13 protein-coding genes are annotated in these 13,492 nt (G+C 69.8%); 9 read left to right on the top strand and 4 right to left on the bottom strand.

All coding sequences use genetic code 11. The features are described 5' to 3' along the window. The first annotated feature begins 103 nt into the window (after nucleotides 1-103). From ACQ5BE_RS16005 to ACQ5BE_RS15995, 3 genes are read left to right on the top strand one after another with little or no spacing between them, the layout of a single operon-like run. A complete protein-coding gene (locus ACQ5BE_RS16005) occupies nucleotides 104-1,033 on the top strand; it encodes an ABC transporter permease (RefSeq protein ID WP_430297987.1) in 930 nt (309 codons plus the stop codon). Further along, nucleotides 1,023-1,973, top strand: a complete 951-nt coding sequence (locus ACQ5BE_RS16000) for an ABC transporter permease (protein ID WP_430297986.1) — start codon at nucleotides 1,023-1,025, stop codon at nucleotides 1,971-1,973. The genes ACQ5BE_RS16005 and ACQ5BE_RS16000 overlap by 11 nt, the downstream gene beginning before the upstream one ends. Further along, a complete protein-coding gene (locus tag ACQ5BE_RS15995; RefSeq protein ID WP_430297985.1) occupies nucleotides 1,970-3,772 on the top strand; it encodes a dipeptide ABC transporter ATP-binding protein in 1,803 nt (600 codons plus the stop codon). The genes ACQ5BE_RS16000 and ACQ5BE_RS15995 overlap by 4 nt, the downstream gene beginning before the upstream one ends. A gap of 55 nt (nucleotides 3,773-3,827) precedes the next feature. On the opposite strand, the gene ACQ5BE_RS15990 is transcribed toward ACQ5BE_RS15995, so the two are convergent. After that, nucleotides 3,828-4,658, bottom strand: a complete 831-nt coding sequence (locus ACQ5BE_RS15990; protein ID WP_430297984.1) for an SGNH/GDSL hydrolase family protein — start codon at nucleotides 4,656-4,658, stop codon at nucleotides 3,828-3,830. 255 nt (nucleotides 4,659-4,913) lie between these two features. Between ACQ5BE_RS15990 and typA the strand changes: the two genes are divergently transcribed. Continuing rightward, on the top strand, nucleotides 4,914-6,839 hold the full coding sequence (typA, locus tag ACQ5BE_RS15985; protein ID WP_430297983.1) for a translational GTPase TypA: 1,926 nt from the start codon (nucleotides 4,914-4,916) through the stop codon (nucleotides 6,837-6,839). A 1-nt stretch (nucleotide 6,840) separates the two neighbouring features. Here the strand turns inward: typA and ACQ5BE_RS15980 are convergent, their stop codons facing one another. Together ACQ5BE_RS15980 and ACQ5BE_RS15975 are read right to left on the bottom strand one after the other, a co-directional pair. After that, nucleotides 6,841-7,374 (bottom strand): hypothetical protein, encoded by a 534-nt coding sequence (locus ACQ5BE_RS15980; RefSeq protein ID WP_430297982.1) that lies wholly within the window; start codon nucleotides 7,372-7,374, stop codon nucleotides 6,841-6,843. An 84-nt stretch (nucleotides 7,375-7,458) separates the two neighbouring features. Continuing rightward, nucleotides 7,459-7,695, bottom strand: coding sequence for a hypothetical protein (locus ACQ5BE_RS15975; RefSeq protein WP_430297981.1), 237 nt, complete (start codon nucleotides 7,693-7,695; stop codon nucleotides 7,459-7,461). Nucleotides 7,696-7,874: 179 nt separating this feature from the next. Here ACQ5BE_RS15975 and fdxA point away from each other — a divergent pair, with 179 nt between their 5' ends. The 3 genes from fdxA (at nucleotide 7,875) to ACQ5BE_RS15960 (ending at nucleotide 10,783) form a co-directional block, all read left to right on the top strand. Beyond that, nucleotides 7,875-8,201: a ferredoxin gene (fdxA, locus tag ACQ5BE_RS15970; RefSeq protein ID WP_208709542.1), complete on the top strand. Its 327-nt coding sequence runs from the start codon at nucleotides 7,875-7,877 to the stop codon at nucleotides 8,199-8,201. Between the two features lie 50 nt (nucleotides 8,202-8,251). Beyond that, nucleotides 8,252-9,394, top strand: coding sequence for a succinyldiaminopimelate transaminase (dapC, locus tag ACQ5BE_RS15965; RefSeq protein ID WP_430298081.1), 1,143 nt, complete (start codon nucleotides 8,252-8,254; stop codon nucleotides 9,392-9,394). A 105-nt stretch (nucleotides 9,395-9,499) separates the two neighbouring features. Beyond that, nucleotides 9,500-10,783 carry a citrate synthase gene (locus ACQ5BE_RS15960; RefSeq protein WP_430297980.1) on the top strand — a complete coding sequence of 428 codons (1,284 nt, stop codon included), beginning with the start codon at nucleotides 9,500-9,502 and terminating at the stop codon, nucleotides 10,781-10,783. A 191-nt stretch (nucleotides 10,784-10,974) separates the two neighbouring features. Here the strand turns inward: ACQ5BE_RS15960 and galE are convergent, their stop codons facing one another. Next, a complete protein-coding gene (galE, locus tag ACQ5BE_RS15955; RefSeq protein WP_430297979.1) occupies nucleotides 10,975-11,991 on the bottom strand; it encodes a UDP-glucose 4-epimerase GalE in 1,017 nt (338 codons plus the stop codon). A 90-nt stretch (nucleotides 11,992-12,081) separates the two neighbouring features. On the opposite strand from galE, the gene ACQ5BE_RS15950 reads away from it, so the two are divergent. Then, nucleotides 12,082-12,717, top strand: a complete 636-nt coding sequence (locus tag ACQ5BE_RS15950; protein WP_430297978.1) for a TetR/AcrR family transcriptional regulator — start codon at nucleotides 12,082-12,084, stop codon at nucleotides 12,715-12,717. Between the two features lie 28 nt (nucleotides 12,718-12,745). Next, complete coding sequence (locus tag ACQ5BE_RS15945; RefSeq protein ID WP_430297977.1) at nucleotides 12,746-13,357, top strand: hypothetical protein; 612 nt, start codon at nucleotides 12,746-12,748, stop codon at nucleotides 13,355-13,357. The last annotated feature ends 135 nt before the right edge of the window (nucleotides 13,358-13,492 follow it).

The raw sequence follows: 13,492 nt of genomic DNA, 5'->3' as shown, positions 1-13,492 counted from the left end.
CCACTGACCGAGGGCCCGGCGGGTGCCGGGCCCTCGGCCTCTGTTTCAACCGGAAGGCAACACCCATGAGAGTCCCACCGACCTGGGACGCAGGAGGCACACCGTGATCCGGTACATCCTCCGCCGACTCCTCCAAGTCATCCCCGTCTTCATCGGGACAACCCTGCTCGTCTACTTCATGGTCTTCGCCCTCCCCGGAGACCCCATCGCGGCGCTGTTCGGTGACCGGCAGCCGCCGCAGGGCGTCATCGATGCGCTCCGGGCCCAGTACCATCTCGACCAGCCGTTCATCGTGCAGTACGGGATCTTCTTGAAGAACCTGTTCACCCTGGACCTCGGCGTGGACTTCACCCAGCAGCCCATCGCGGCGACGCTGGCCCGCATCTTCCCCGTCACGGCGATGCTCGCCGTCGAGGCCCTGGCCATCCAGGCCATCTTCGGCGTGCTGTTCGGTCTCTTCGCCGGCCTGCGCCGCGGCGGGATCTTTGACTCGACGGTTCTGGTCGCCTCGCTCGTCGTCATCGCCGTCCCGACCTTCGTCCTCGGCTTCGTGTTCCAGCTCGTGTTCGGTGTCTATCTGGGCTGGGCCAAACCCACCGTGGGCGCGCAGGCCGACTGGGGCAACCTCCTGCTTCCCGCGATCGTGTTGGGACTCGTCTCCTTCGCGTACGTCCTGCGCCTCACACGCGCCTCGGTCATCGAGAACATGAACGCCGACTACGTGCGCACCGCGACAGCCAAGGGCCTCTCGCGCAGTCGGGTCGTCCTAGCGCACGTCCTGCGCAACTCGATGATCCCCGTCGTGACGTACCTCGGCGCCAACCTTGGCGGTCTCATGGGCGGCGCGATTGTCACGGAGGGCATCTTCAACGTGCCGGGAGTGGGCAACAAGCTCTACCAGGCGACGCTGCGCGGAGAAGGCCCGACAGTCGTCGCGATCGTGAGTGTTCTCGTGCTCGTGTTCGTCCTTGCGAACCTGCTCGTCGACCTCCTGTACGCCTGGCTTGACCCGAGGATCCGCTATGAAGCCTGAACGCACTGAGGGCCACTACGTCGCCCCCTTCGAGGAGAAGACCCTCGGCGCGACCGACACGCTCCGTGTCGAAGAAGCGCCCCTGAGCCTGTGGGCAGATGCCTGGCGCAAGCTGAGGCGGCGGCCGCTGTTCATCATCTCGGCGATCATGATCCTCGCCCTCGTCTTCATCGCCCTCTTCCCGGGCGTCTTCACCCAGGTCCCCCCCAACAGCGAGTGCCTGCTTGAGAACTCGGAGGCGGGCCCGCGGGACGGGCATCCGTTCGGATTCACCTTCCAGGGCTGCGATGTCTTCTCCCGTGTGATCCATGGGACCCAGGCTTCCCTGACCGTCGGCGTACTGGCCGTGCTGTGTGTGCTCGTGATCGGCGTGACGTTCGGCGCGCTGGCTGGCTATTTCGGCGGATGGCTCGACGCCGTCCTCGCGCGCCTCGGCGACATCTTCTTCGCCCTCCCGCTCGTCCTCGGCGCGCTCGTGATCACCCAGCTGCCGCTGTTCCGCGCGAACAAGAGCGTCTGGACGGTGGTCCTCGTGATCGCGATGCTGGGCTGGCCCCAGATGGCGAGGATCACGCGCGGGGCAGTCATCGAGGTCCGCAACGCGGACTTCGTCATGGCGGCGCGCTCCCTCGGCGTCTCCCGCGGCGGGGCGCTCCTGCGGCACGTCCTGCCGAACGCGCTGGCGCCGGTGATCGTCCTCGCGACGCTCGAGCTCGGCGTCTTCATCGTGACCGAGGCAACGCTGTCCTTCCTCGGCATCGGCCTGCCCGAATCAGTCATGTCCTGGGGGCACGACATCGCCGCCGCCCAGACCTCGATCCGGACGAACCCGATGATCCTCATCTACCCGTCCATCGCGCTGTCGCTGTGCGTCCTGAGCTTCATCATGCTCGGCGACGCGGTCCGCGACGCCCTTGACCCGAAGAGCAGGACCCGATGACCGAGAAGACCACAGCGCCCTCGGGGCCCGAGATCACCGATGCGGGCGAGCCGGGTGGCCGTCCGATCCTCGAGATCCGCGACCTCGAGATCACCTTCACCACCGGCAGCGGCGACTTCAAGGCCGTCCGCGACGCGCACCTGAAGATCATGCCCGGCGAGACCCTCGCCATCGTGGGCGAGTCCGGCTCGGGGAAGTCCACGACCGCGCTGGCCGCCATCGGGCTCCTCCCGAACAACGGCCGGGTCACCGGAGGGCAGATCCTGCTCGACGGCGAGGACGTCGCCCACGCCCCCGAGAAGCGCCTGATCGAGCTGCGCGGCAACACGATCGGCATGGTGCCGCAGGACCCGATGTCGAACCTGAACCCGGTCTGGAAGATCGGCTACCAGGTGCGGGAGACGCTCAAGGCGAACGGCCGCCCCGACGGTCCCGCCGACGTCGCCCGTGCCCTCGCCGACGCCGGGCTTCCGGACGCCGAGCGCCGCGCGAAGCAGTTCCCGCACGAGTTCTCCGGCGGCATGCGCCAGCGCGCCCTCATCGCGATCGGGCTCGCGTGCGCCCCGAAGCTGCTCATCGCGGACGAGCCGACCTCGGCCCTCGACGTGACGGTCCAGCGCAAGATCCTCGACCACCTCCAGACCATGACCGCCGAGCTCGGCACCTCGGTGCTCCTCATCACCCACGACCTCGGTCTGGCAGCCGAGCGCGCGGACAAGGTCGTGGTCATGTACCAGGGGCGCGTTGTCGAGGCGGGCCCGTCGCTCGAGCTCCTTCGGAACCCGCTCCACCCGTACACCCAGCGGCTCGTGGCCAAGGCGCCCTCGCTCGCGTCGCGGCGCATCCAGGTGGCCAAGGAAGCAGGGATCGAGGCGAGTGATCTTCTGACCTCTTCGGACGAGGCCAAGGAGCGCGCGGCTGAGAAGGCCGAGGCGACGGCGGTCGAGGCCGTTGAGTCTGAGGTCGTCCCCGCGGCCAAGGCTGCCGTGCCGACCGACGACGCGCTCATCGTCGAGAACCTGACGAAGGTCTTCAAGCTGCGCACCGGGGTCGGCCGCGGCACCGACTTCACGGCGGTGGACGACGTGAGCTTCCGCGTCCCGCGGGGCACGACGACCGCAATCGTGGGGGAGTCCGGGTCGGGCAAGTCGACGGTGGCCCAGATGGTGCTCCAGCTGCTGAAGCCGACCTCGGGCCGGATCGTGTTCGACGGGATCGACACAGCGACCCTGGACCGAAAGCAGCTGTTCGCCTTCCGCCGGCGCGTCCAGCCCATCTTCCAGGACCCGTACGGCTCGCTCGACCCGATGTACAACATCTACCGGACCATCGAGGAGCCGCTGCGCACGCACAAGATCGGCGACCGGGCCTCGAGGGAGCTCAAGGTCCGGGAGCTGCTCGACCAGGTCGCGCTGCCGCAGTCGGCGATGCAGCGCTACCCGAACGAGCTCTCGGGCGGACAGCGCCAGCGCGTCGCGATCGCGCGCGCGCTGGCCCTGGACCCCGAGGTGATCATCTGCGACGAGGCGGTCTCCGCGCTCGACGTTCTCGTCCAGGCCCAGGTGCTCAACCTCCTCGCGGACCTGCAGGAGAGGCTCGGGCTGACCTACCTCTTCATCACCCACGACCTCGCCGTGGTCCGCCAGATCGCGGACAGCGTGTGTGTCATGGAGCGGGGCAGGCTCGTCGAGACAGGCACCACCGACTCGGTGTTCGACTCGCCGCAGCAGGAGTACACGAGGGCCCTGCTGGACGCGATCCCCGGGGGCAAGCTCCTCCTGCCCCCCGAGGTCGCCTGACGCGGCAGCGCCGTGCAGGGGCCCGGGCGCTGTGCGCGCCCGGGCCCCTGTCGCGTCAGTCCAGGGCGAGGCCCTGTGCGGCCAGCGAGTCGGCGAAGATCGGCGTCAGCCGGGCCATGCCGGAGGCCTTGAGGTGGACCCCGTCGGCGAGCTCGTCGGCGAGGCCGTAGCGCGAGATCCAGTCCCCGCAGCCGACGAACGGCACGTCGAGGCGCGCCGCGGTGCGGCCGAGGAGGGCGTCGACCTCGGTGCGACGGCCGCCGCCCTCGGCAGCCGACTTCGACAGTGTCCCGACCATGAGCCGCTTCGAGTGGGGATAGGCGGTGCGCAGCTCGTCCAGGATCGCGACGGCACCCTTCGTGATCGCCGCATCGGAGGACCTGCGGCTCGCGTCGTTGCCGCCGCCCTGGACCACCACGAGTCCGGGATCCCCGTAGGGCAGGAGCCAGTCGCCGAGGCGGAGGGCGTCGTCGTAGTCGTGCACCGCGGCCGTGCCGACCGAGAAGCCCGTTCCGCCCTTTCCCGCGAAATAGACGCTGTAGCCGGCCTTCTCGAGGCCGCGCCGCACCCAGCTGTCCGTGGGTTCGGATTGGGAATCGCCGATCAGGACTGCCGTCCGGGCCAGGTCCCCGAGGATCCTCTCGCGCCGGCCGGTTGCAGGGTCGGCGTACAGCGACCCCAGCGGGAGGAGGGCCGGCGGCGTGAGGCGGCGGGCCGACGTCGTGCGCGGGGCGAGCACGAGCGGAGGCGTGGCGAAGGGCACACCGGCGGACGACGGGGCGGCGACGGCGGAGGCGGGCGCGGCGACGGCGGAGACGGGCGCGCCGGATGAGGCGAGCGCGACGGCGAGGGCTGCCGTCGCGACGCGAAGCCTGCCTGGTCCCATGGGTCCTCCGGTGCGGTGACAACGGGTGCGGTGCGAACGCCCGTTGTCCCATCATGCTGGGTCGCGGCGTCCGGTGCCACTCGGTCTTCCCAGGGCTCCTGCCCGACGCCCGGAAGGGCGTTTGCTCCGGGAGGGGTAAAATGTAGTTGCTGGCCCTTAAGAGGGTCTGTTCCGTTGTGCCTCCGGCCGGGCCACCCCGAGCCGCATGAGGACGCGGACCGCCGCGACCCCACATCCGAAGTGAGCCTCACACGCATGACTGAAACTGTGTCCACCGCCTCTCGCACCGATCTCCGCAACGTCGCCATCGTGGCGCACGTCGACCACGGCAAGACCACCCTCGTCGACGCCATGCTCCGGCAGACCAACTCCTTCGCCGCCCACGGCGACGTCGAGGACCGCGTGATGGACTCGGGCGACCTCGAGCGTGAGAAGGGCATCACCATCCTCGCCAAGAACACGACCGTGCGCTACGCCGGTCCGTCCGCGGCCGAGGTCGGCGAGCCCGACGGCATCACGATCAACGTCATCGACACCCCTGGCCACGCCGACTTCGGCGGAGAGGTCGAGCGAGGCCTGTCAATGGTCGACGGCGTGGTGCTGCTCGTGGACGCCTCGGAGGGCCCGCTGCCGCAGACGCGCTTCGTGCTCCGCAAGGCCCTCGCCGCGCACAAGCCCGTGATCCTCGTGGTGAACAAGACCGACCGGCCCGATGCGCGCATCGAGGAGGTCGTCCACGAGACGATGGACCTCCTCCTGGGCCTCGCCTCGGACCTCGCGGACGAGGTCCCGGACCTCGACCTCGACAAGGTCCTCGACGTCCCGGTGGTCTACGCCGCGGCCCGCGCCGGTGCTTCCTCCCTCGAGCAGCCCGCCGACGGCTCGATCCCGGACAACGACAGCCTCGAGCCGCTCTTCGCGACCATCCTCAAGCACATCCCGGCGCCCACGTACAACCCCGAGGGTGTCCTCCAGGCGCACGTGACCAACCTCGACGCGTCGCCCTTCCTCGGCCGCCTCGCGCTCCTGCGCATCTACAACGGCACGCTCCGCAAGGGCCAACAGGTCGCGTGGGCCCGCCACGACGGGACCATCAGGACCGTCAAGATCACCGAGCTCCTCGCCACGCGCGCCCTCGACCGCGTCCCGGCCGAGTCCGCGGGCCCCGGCGAGATCGTCGCGGTCGCCGGCATCGAAGACATCACCATCGGTGAGACGCTCACCGACGCGGACAACCCGCAGCCGCTCCCGCTCATCACGGTCGACGACCCCGCGATCTCGATGACGGTGGGCATCAACACGTCCCCGCTGGCCGGCCGCGTCAAGGGCGCGAAGGTGACCGCACGCCAGGTCAAGGACCGCCTCGACAAGGAGCTCATCGGCAACGTCTCGATCCGCGTCCTGCCCACCGAGCGTCCGGACGCGTGGGAGGTGCAGGGCCGCGGCGAGCTCGCCCTGGCCATCCTCGTCGAGCAGATGCGCCGCGAGGGCTTCGAGCTCACGGTCGGCAAGCCGCAGGTCGTGACGAAGAAGGTCGACGGCCAGGTCCTCGAGCCCATGGAGCACATGACGATCGACGTTCCCGAGGAGTACCTCGGCGCGGTCACGCAGCTCCTCGCGGCCCGCAAGGGACGCATGACCAACATGGCCAACCACGGCACCGGCTGGGTCCGCATGGAGTTCATCGTCCCCTCCCGCGGCCTGATCGGCTTCCGCACGAAGTTCCTCACGGACACCCGCGGCGCGGGCATCGCCTCCTCGATCTCCGAGGGCTACGAGCCGTGGGCCGGGGACATCGAGTACCGCACGAACGGTTCGCTCGTCGCGGACCGCGCCGGCGTCGCGACCCCGTTCGCGATGATCAACCTCCAGGAGCGCGGCACCTTCTTCATCCAGCCCACGGCCGAGGTGTACGAGGGCATGATCGTCGGCGAGAACTCGCGCGCCGACGACATGGAGGTGAACATCACCAAGGAGAAGAAGCTCACCAACATGCGCTCCTCCACCGCGGACAACTTCGAGGGGCTCACCCCGCCGCGGACGCTCACGCTCGAGGAATCCCTCGAGTTCGCCCGCGAGGACGAGTGCGTGGAGATCACCCCCGAGGATATCCGCATCCGCAAGGTGATCCTCGACGCAAACGAGCGGCTCAAGGCCGCGCGCAACCGCTCGCGTTCCTGACTCACCCCGTCCGACGGCGGTCGGCGGCTCCTGCGCGGAAGTCGCCGGCCGCCGTCGTGCGTGTCCCAGCGACCGCGGGGGAGTGGTTCCACTCGCCGCGGATCCGCTGGAGGAGCCGGTGGGCCGGATCCATGATCATGAGGTCCGACCAGAAAGCGCGGACCAGCGTGACGCCGGACCCGTCGTGCGTCCCCATCCGCGCCCAGAGCCGCGGCAGGGGTGTCGGCGCGAAGGCCAGAGCCGTGCTCGCGTGGCCCATCCTGTCCCGCTGGTACGCCGACGAATCCGTCTGGATGCAGGCGACGCTGCGCTGCACCGTCTCGCCCGAGGCCAGGTGCCGCTCGAGGACCGCCGTGAAGCGTACGGTCGCCCTGAACTCCCCGAACGGCGCGAGATCCAGCGCCGCGAGCCCGACGTCGAGGCGGAGCGCGCCGTCGGCCGCGCGCACGCCCACCCGGTCGAAGCGGGCCTCCTGGAAGACCATCGGCGGGAGTCCGGACGGCGCGAGCCTTCCCAGGGCACTGAGCAACGACATGGCGTGGACCTCCGGCGCAACCTCGATATTTCTATTCGATGGATTAAATGTAGCGTGGTGTGGTCTTCGGCACAACGCCTCCTGCTAGGGCGTCTCCCGCGGGACCCGGCGCGGCGGAGGAGGTGGCACCGGCTTCGCCGCGACGACGTCGGCCAGGCGCACGACGGCGTCGCCCCGGCGGGTGCGGACCGTCGCCGTCGTCTCACCGCAGTCCACGAGGTCGCCGAGGGCGTCCGTGAAGCCGTCCTCGATCCTGCTGCGGACGACGACGCGCGTGCCGGCCGGGAGCGAGCGGAGCAGGTCGATCGGGGATTCGGGCACGCTCCATCGTAGGCAGGGCGGCCGCGGCCGGTGGCCCGCCCGCTGCCCGGGCGGCCGAGTGCTACGGCCTGTGTACGGTGGAGTGGCGTGCGGGAGCCGGGGGATAATAGGCTCGACCGGCCGCGGACATGCCGCAGGAAGACGCCAGCAGTGCGGCCGGAACAGAGAGAGGGTGCACCGTGACATACGTGATCGCGCAGCCGTGCGTGGATGTGAAGGACAAGGCCTGCGTCGAGGAGTGTCCTGTCGACTGCATCTACGAAGGCGAGCGGTCCCTGTACATCCACCCGGACGAGTGCGTCGACTGCGGTGCCTGCGAGCCGGTGTGCCCCGTCGAGGCCATCTACTACGAGGACGACGTGCCCGACGAGTGGAGTGACTACTACAAGGCCAACGTCGAGTTCTTCGACGACCTCGGCTCCCCGGGCGGCGCTGCCAAGCTCGGGAACACGGGCAAGGACCACCCGCTCGTCGCGGCCCTTCCCCCGCAGAACCAAGACCACTGACCGTGCGGAACGAGCCGGGCGCCGACAGCGCGACACGAACGGCCTCCTCGATCCGACGTCCCTCCGGCTTCGGCCTGGACCTGCCCGACTACCCCTGGGAGGCCATGCGCCCCTACGCGGCCACGGCCGCGGAGCACCCGGGCGGGGCGGTCAACCTCTCCATCGGGACACCGGTGGACCCAACGCCCGAGGCCATCCAGGAGGCCCTGCGCGCCGCAGCCGACGCGCCCGGCTACCCGACCGTGCACGGCACGCTGGCGCTGCGCGAGGCGGTCGTCGAATGGTTCGCGCGGCGGCGCGGTGTCACCGGGCTCGACGAGCAGGCGGTCATGCCGACGGTCGGCTCGAAGGAACTCGTGGCCTGGCTCCCGTTCCTGCTCGGCCTCGGCGAGGGCGACGTCGTCGTCCGGCCGTCCGTGGCCTACCCGACGTACGACATCGGCGCGCGGCTCGCAGGGGCCACGGCCGTGGCGGCTGACAGCCTCGACGAGCTCGACGCCGCCACGCTCGCCCGCGTCCGCCTCGTCTGGGTCAACTCCCCGGGCAACCCGACAGGCGCGGTGCGGAGCGCGGACGAGCTGCGTGCCGTCGTCGACCGCGCCCGGGCCCTGGGTGCCGTCGTCGCGTCCGACGAGTGCTACGCCGAGCTCGGGTGGGGGGCCTGGGATGCGCAGCGCGGCGGCGAGGCCGTCCCGTCCGTCCTCGATCCCCGCGTGAGCGGAGGGGACCTGACCGGCCTCCTGAGCGTCTACTCGCTCAGCAAGCAGTCGAACCTGGCAGGGTACCGGGCGGCCTTCGTCGCGGGAGCGCCGGAGCTGATGCCGAACCTGGTCAACAGCCGCAAGCACGCAGGCATGATCATGCCCTTCCCGGTGCAGGAGGCGATGCGGGTGGCGCTCGGCGACGACGCGCACGTCCTCGCCCAGAAGGACCTCTACCGGGCGCGGCGCGAGCGGCTCCTGCCCGCGCTCGAGGCGTTCGGCCTCACCCTGTCCCACTCCGAGGCGGGCCTGTACCTGTGGTGCACCGCCGGTGAGGACACCTGGACAACCGTGGGCCGGCTCGCGGAGCTGGGCATCGTCGTCGGGCCGGGCGTGTTCTACGGGGCCGCGGGTTCGGGCTTCGTCCGCGTGGCCCTCACGGGAAGCGACGAGCGCATCGACGCCGCCGTGGAACGCCTCTCCGCGCGCTAGTCCAGCAAGTGTGCGGCACCTCACAGGAGGCCGGGCATCGATTAGTGCCTGCCGGGATCTGGGAGTAGCTTAGGAACGTTGCGAGCTACCTCTTGAAGGGGAACCATGACTGAGATGAACGGCGCACTGCTGCGCCACGAGGGCGGAGATCTCGAGCTGCCCCGCATTCGCGCCGTTGAGGGAAATGACGGCTATGACGTCTCCAAGCTCCTCAAGGAGACCGGCGCCGTCACCTTCGACCCCGGGTTCATGAACACCGCGGCCACCACGTCCTCGATCACCTTCATCGACGGCGATGAGGGGATCCTCCGGTACCGGGGCTACCCCATCGAGCAGCTGGCGCAGCACTCGAGCTTCCTCGAGGTCTCCTACCTCCTCATCTACGGGAACCTCCCGACCTCCGCCGAGCTCGACGCGTTCGACCAGCGGATCCGCCGGCACACCCTCCTGCACGAGGAGCTCAAGAGCTTCTTCGCCGGCTTCCCGCGCGATGCGCACCCGATGCCCGTCCTGTCCTCGGCCGTCTCCGCGCTGTCGACGTTCTACCAGGACTCGCTCGACCCGTTCAACGAGGAGCAGGTGGAGCTCTCCACCATCCGGCTCATGGCCAAGCTCCCGGTCATCGCCGCGTACGCCCACAAGAAGTCGATCGGGCAGGCGCTGCTGTACCCGGACAACTCCATGAACCTCGTGGAGAACTTCCTGCGGCTCTCCTTCGGGCTCCCGGCCGAGCCCTATGAGCTCGACCCGCTCGTGGTCAAGGCCCTCGACACGCTCCTCGTGCTGCACGCGGACCACGAGCAGAACTGCTCCACGTCCACGGTGCGCCTCGTCGGCTCCGCGAACGCCAACATGTTCGCGTCCGTCTCCGCGGGCATCAACGCACTCTTCGGTCCGCTGCACGGCGGCGCCAACGAGGCCGTGCTGAACATGCTCCGCCGCATCCAGGCCGAGGGCATCAAGCCCGAGGACTTCATGGAGAAGGTCAAGAACAAGGAGGACGGCGTCCGCCTCATGGGCTTCGGCCACCGGGTCTACAAGAACTACGACCCGCGCGCGAAGATCATCAAGGCGACGGCCCACGAGGTCCTCGGCAAGCTCGGCGGCAACGACGAGCTCCTCGACATCGCCATGCGCCTCGAGGAGAAGGCCCTCGCGGACGACTACTTCATCCAGCGCAAGCTCTACCCGAACGTGGACTTCTACACAGGCCTCATCTACAAGGCGATGGGCTTCCCGGAGAAGATGTTCACGGTGCTCTTCGCGATCGGCCGCCTCCCCGGCTGGATCGCCCAGTGGCGCGAGATGATCAAGGACCCGCAGACCAAGATCGGGCGCCCGCGCCAGCTCTACGTCGGCGAGGCCAAGCGGGACTACCCCTCCCGCTGACCCACCCCACCCGTTTCGGGTACAGATCCCCACGGGATTTCGGCTTCTCGGGTACGACCACGGCCGGTGCCTTCCGCTTGGAAGGCACCGGCCGTCGTCGTGTATACGCGGACCGCGTACCCGGAACGCCGCGTACCCGGAACGCCGTTCCGGCGTCGCGATCCGTACCCGAAACCGGCGGGCGGGGTGGGTCAGGCGTCCTGGTAGCCGTGGGGGTTGTTCTTCTGCCACCGCCAGTGGTCCTCGCACATCGCCTCGATGGTGCGAGTGGTGGACCAGCCGAGGTCGTTCAGGGCGGCGGTGGGGTCCGCCCAGAAGGCGGGGAGGTCGCCGGCGCGGCGGGGGGCGATCTCGTAGGGGATGGGCTCGCCGACGGCCTTCTCGAAGGCGTGGTGCATCTCCAGGACGCTGGTGCCGGTGCCGGAGCCGAGGTTCCAGCGGTGCACGCCGTCGTGGTCGCCCAGGTAGTCCAGGGCGGCGGCGTGGCCCTCGGCGAGGTCGACGACGTGGATGAAGTCGCGCTGGCAGGTCCCGTCCGGGGTGTCATAGTCGCCGCCGAAGACCATGAGCTTCTCGCGCCGGCCGACGGCGACCTGGGCGATGAAGGGGACGAGGTTGTTCGGGATGCCCTGCGGGTCCTCGCCGATGCGGCCGGAAGGGTGCGCCCCGACCGGGTTGAAGTAGCGCAGCAGTGCTATCCGCCAGGCGGGGTCGGAGGCGCCGAGGTCGGTGAGGATGTCCTCGATGTGCTCCTTGGTGCGCCCGTAGGGGTTCATGGCGCCGATGTCCATGGTCTCGACGTACGGGATGGGGTTGCGATCCCCGTAGACGGTGGCGGAGGAGGAGAAGACGATGGTGCGCACGCTGTGGCGTTCCATGGTGCGCAGGAGCGCGATGGTGCCGGCGACGTTGTTGAAGTAGTAGTCCAGGGGGATGGCGGCGGACTCGCCGACGGCCTTGAGGCCGGCGAAGTGGATGACCGCCTCGGGGGCGTGCTCGGCGAAGGCGGCGTCGAGGGCGGCCTCGTCGGTGATGTCGGCCCGGACGAAGGCGGCCTGGCGGCCGGCGAGCTCGCCGACGCGGCGGAGGGCCTCCTCGCTGGAGTTGGACAGGTTGTCCACCACGACGACGTCGTGGCCGGACTCGAGGAGGGTCAGGACCGTGTGTGAGCCGATGTAGCCGGTGCCACCGGTGACGAGGATGCGCATGGCCTTCATCCTATCGATCCCACGCACGACGGCGCGCGGTCGCGGAAGCTGTGACGGGCCCTTGGAGCACAGGTGTGCTAGAGAGGGGGAGTGCCCAGGAGAGTTGACGCGGCAGAGCGCCGCCGCGAGGTCGTGGATGCCGTCAAGCGGATCGTCGTGGCGGACGGGCTCGCCCGTGTGTCCCTGCGGGAGGTGGCGGGGGAGGCGGACCTCGTCGTCGGGTCGGTCCGGCACTACTTCGCCACGTCCGCGGACCTGCTCGTCTGTGCCTTCGACGATGTGGTCGACTCGGTCCTCACCCGCGTCCTCGACGCCTCGCCTCTCGGCCGCGGCGCGGGACACCCGGGCGAGGAGGACCTCGTGGCACAGCTGTGCCAGCTGCTCCCGCTCGACGAGGAGCGCGCCGTCGACCTCTGCGTGTGGAGCGAGTTCAAGCTCGCGGCGAGGACACGCCCCGAACTGGCAGCGACCGCCGAGCGCGGCCACCGGAGCCTCGCCGCCGCGCTGGGGGCTGCGGTGCGGTCGCTGCGGCCGGAGCTTCCCGACGAGGAGCTCGTCGTCGAGGCAGAGCGCCTCCTGGCCACTGTCGAGGGGCTGGGCCTGCACGCCCTGCTCCAGGGCCGCTGGCTGGACGCGGCGCTGTGCCTCGCCGTGGTGCGGGCGCAGGTCGCCAGCCTCGCGGCGGCGGCGCCCCGGCTCCTGGGTGCCTCCGCGGGAATACACTGAGAAGGCAGACGGCAAGGAGCTACGACTCATGCACCACACTGGAGGACCCGGCTGGCGGATCACCACGGACACGTCCGGGCCGATGCTCTTGGCGCTCTACCTCAAGGACTGTGCAGGGCTCAACGGCGCGGGCATGCCGCCGGTGGCCCCGGCGCATCCGAAGATCCGCGAGAGCGACCACCAGCAGATCACCCAGCATGTGGGCGGCATACCGGCGCTGCGCCGCGAATGGGAGGCCTGGTGGGCCCAGCTGATCCAGAACCACCCCGAGATGAGCCCCGAGCTCGTCCCCCCGGGTTTCAGCGCGTTCCACTCGGCCCCGGCGCTCCAGCGGTCGCTGCAGGCGCACTTCGGCACGGCCCTCACGTGGGCGCGCGAGCGGCGGAGCGAGTACGAGCAGCTCGAGAAGAAGCGCGAGGAGCGCGGGGACATGGACGTGCTGCGGGAGCTGGTCGAGGAGCGGCAGCTCGAGGTCGGCAACGGCGGCCGGAGCTTCGCGCTGACCATCATCGAGCTGCCGCTCGCGGAGGACAGGGCGTGGCTCGTGGACGCGGACAAGCTGATCATGAGCGAGTCCCTCCTCGAGGACAAGGAGATCTTCCGCAGCTACCTGCGGCCCGTGATAGAGCTCCTCGTCTGAGCGGCGCCGGCTAGGAGACCGCTGAAGAAGTGGCTTTCGGGCTTGGTCTGGGAGTCCGCGGGAGGTGGGCTCTATTGCCTCTCGCGGCTTGGTTCCGGTCGTTGCTCGTGGGCGGCTCGGTTTCGGGGTGTTGCT

This window comes from Sinomonas sp. B1-1, from assembly GCF_050474465.1.
Classification (GTDB): Bacteria; Actinomycetota; Actinomycetes; order Actinomycetales; family Micrococcaceae; genus Sinomonas; species Sinomonas flava.
The sequence above is the reverse complement of the archived record's forward strand: the minus strand, read 5'-3'. Positions and strand labels throughout refer to the sequence as shown.

What these genes read in the sequence shown, in the direction of transcription:
- ACQ5BE_RS16000 (WP_430297986.1), top strand. Translation starts at nt 1,023, where the DNA reads ATGAAGCCTGAACGCACTGAGGGCCACTACGTCGCCCCCTTCGAGGAG.
- ACQ5BE_RS15990 (WP_430297984.1), bottom strand. Translation starts at nt 4,658, where the DNA reads ATGGGACCAGGCAGGCTTCGCGTCGCGACGGCAGCCCTCGCCGTCGCG.
- ACQ5BE_RS15945 (WP_430297977.1), top strand. Translation starts at nt 12,746, where the DNA reads ATGCACCACACTGGAGGACCCGGCTGGCGGATCACCACGGACACGTCC.
- galE (WP_430297979.1), bottom strand. Translation starts at nt 11,991, where the DNA reads ATGCGCATCCTCGTCACCGGTGGCACCGGCTACATCGGCTCACACACG.
- ACQ5BE_RS15995 (WP_430297985.1), top strand. Translation starts at nt 1,970, where the DNA reads ATGACCGAGAAGACCACAGCGCCCTCGGGGCCCGAGATCACCGATGCG.
- ACQ5BE_RS15980 (WP_430297982.1), bottom strand. Translation starts at nt 7,374, where the DNA reads ATGTCGTTGCTCAGTGCCCTGGGAAGGCTCGCGCCGTCCGGACTCCCG.
- typA (WP_430297983.1), top strand. Translation starts at nt 4,914, where the DNA reads ATGACTGAAACTGTGTCCACCGCCTCTCGCACCGATCTCCGCAACGTC.
- ACQ5BE_RS15960 (WP_430297980.1), top strand. Translation starts at nt 9,500, where the DNA reads ATGACTGAGATGAACGGCGCACTGCTGCGCCACGAGGGCGGAGATCTC.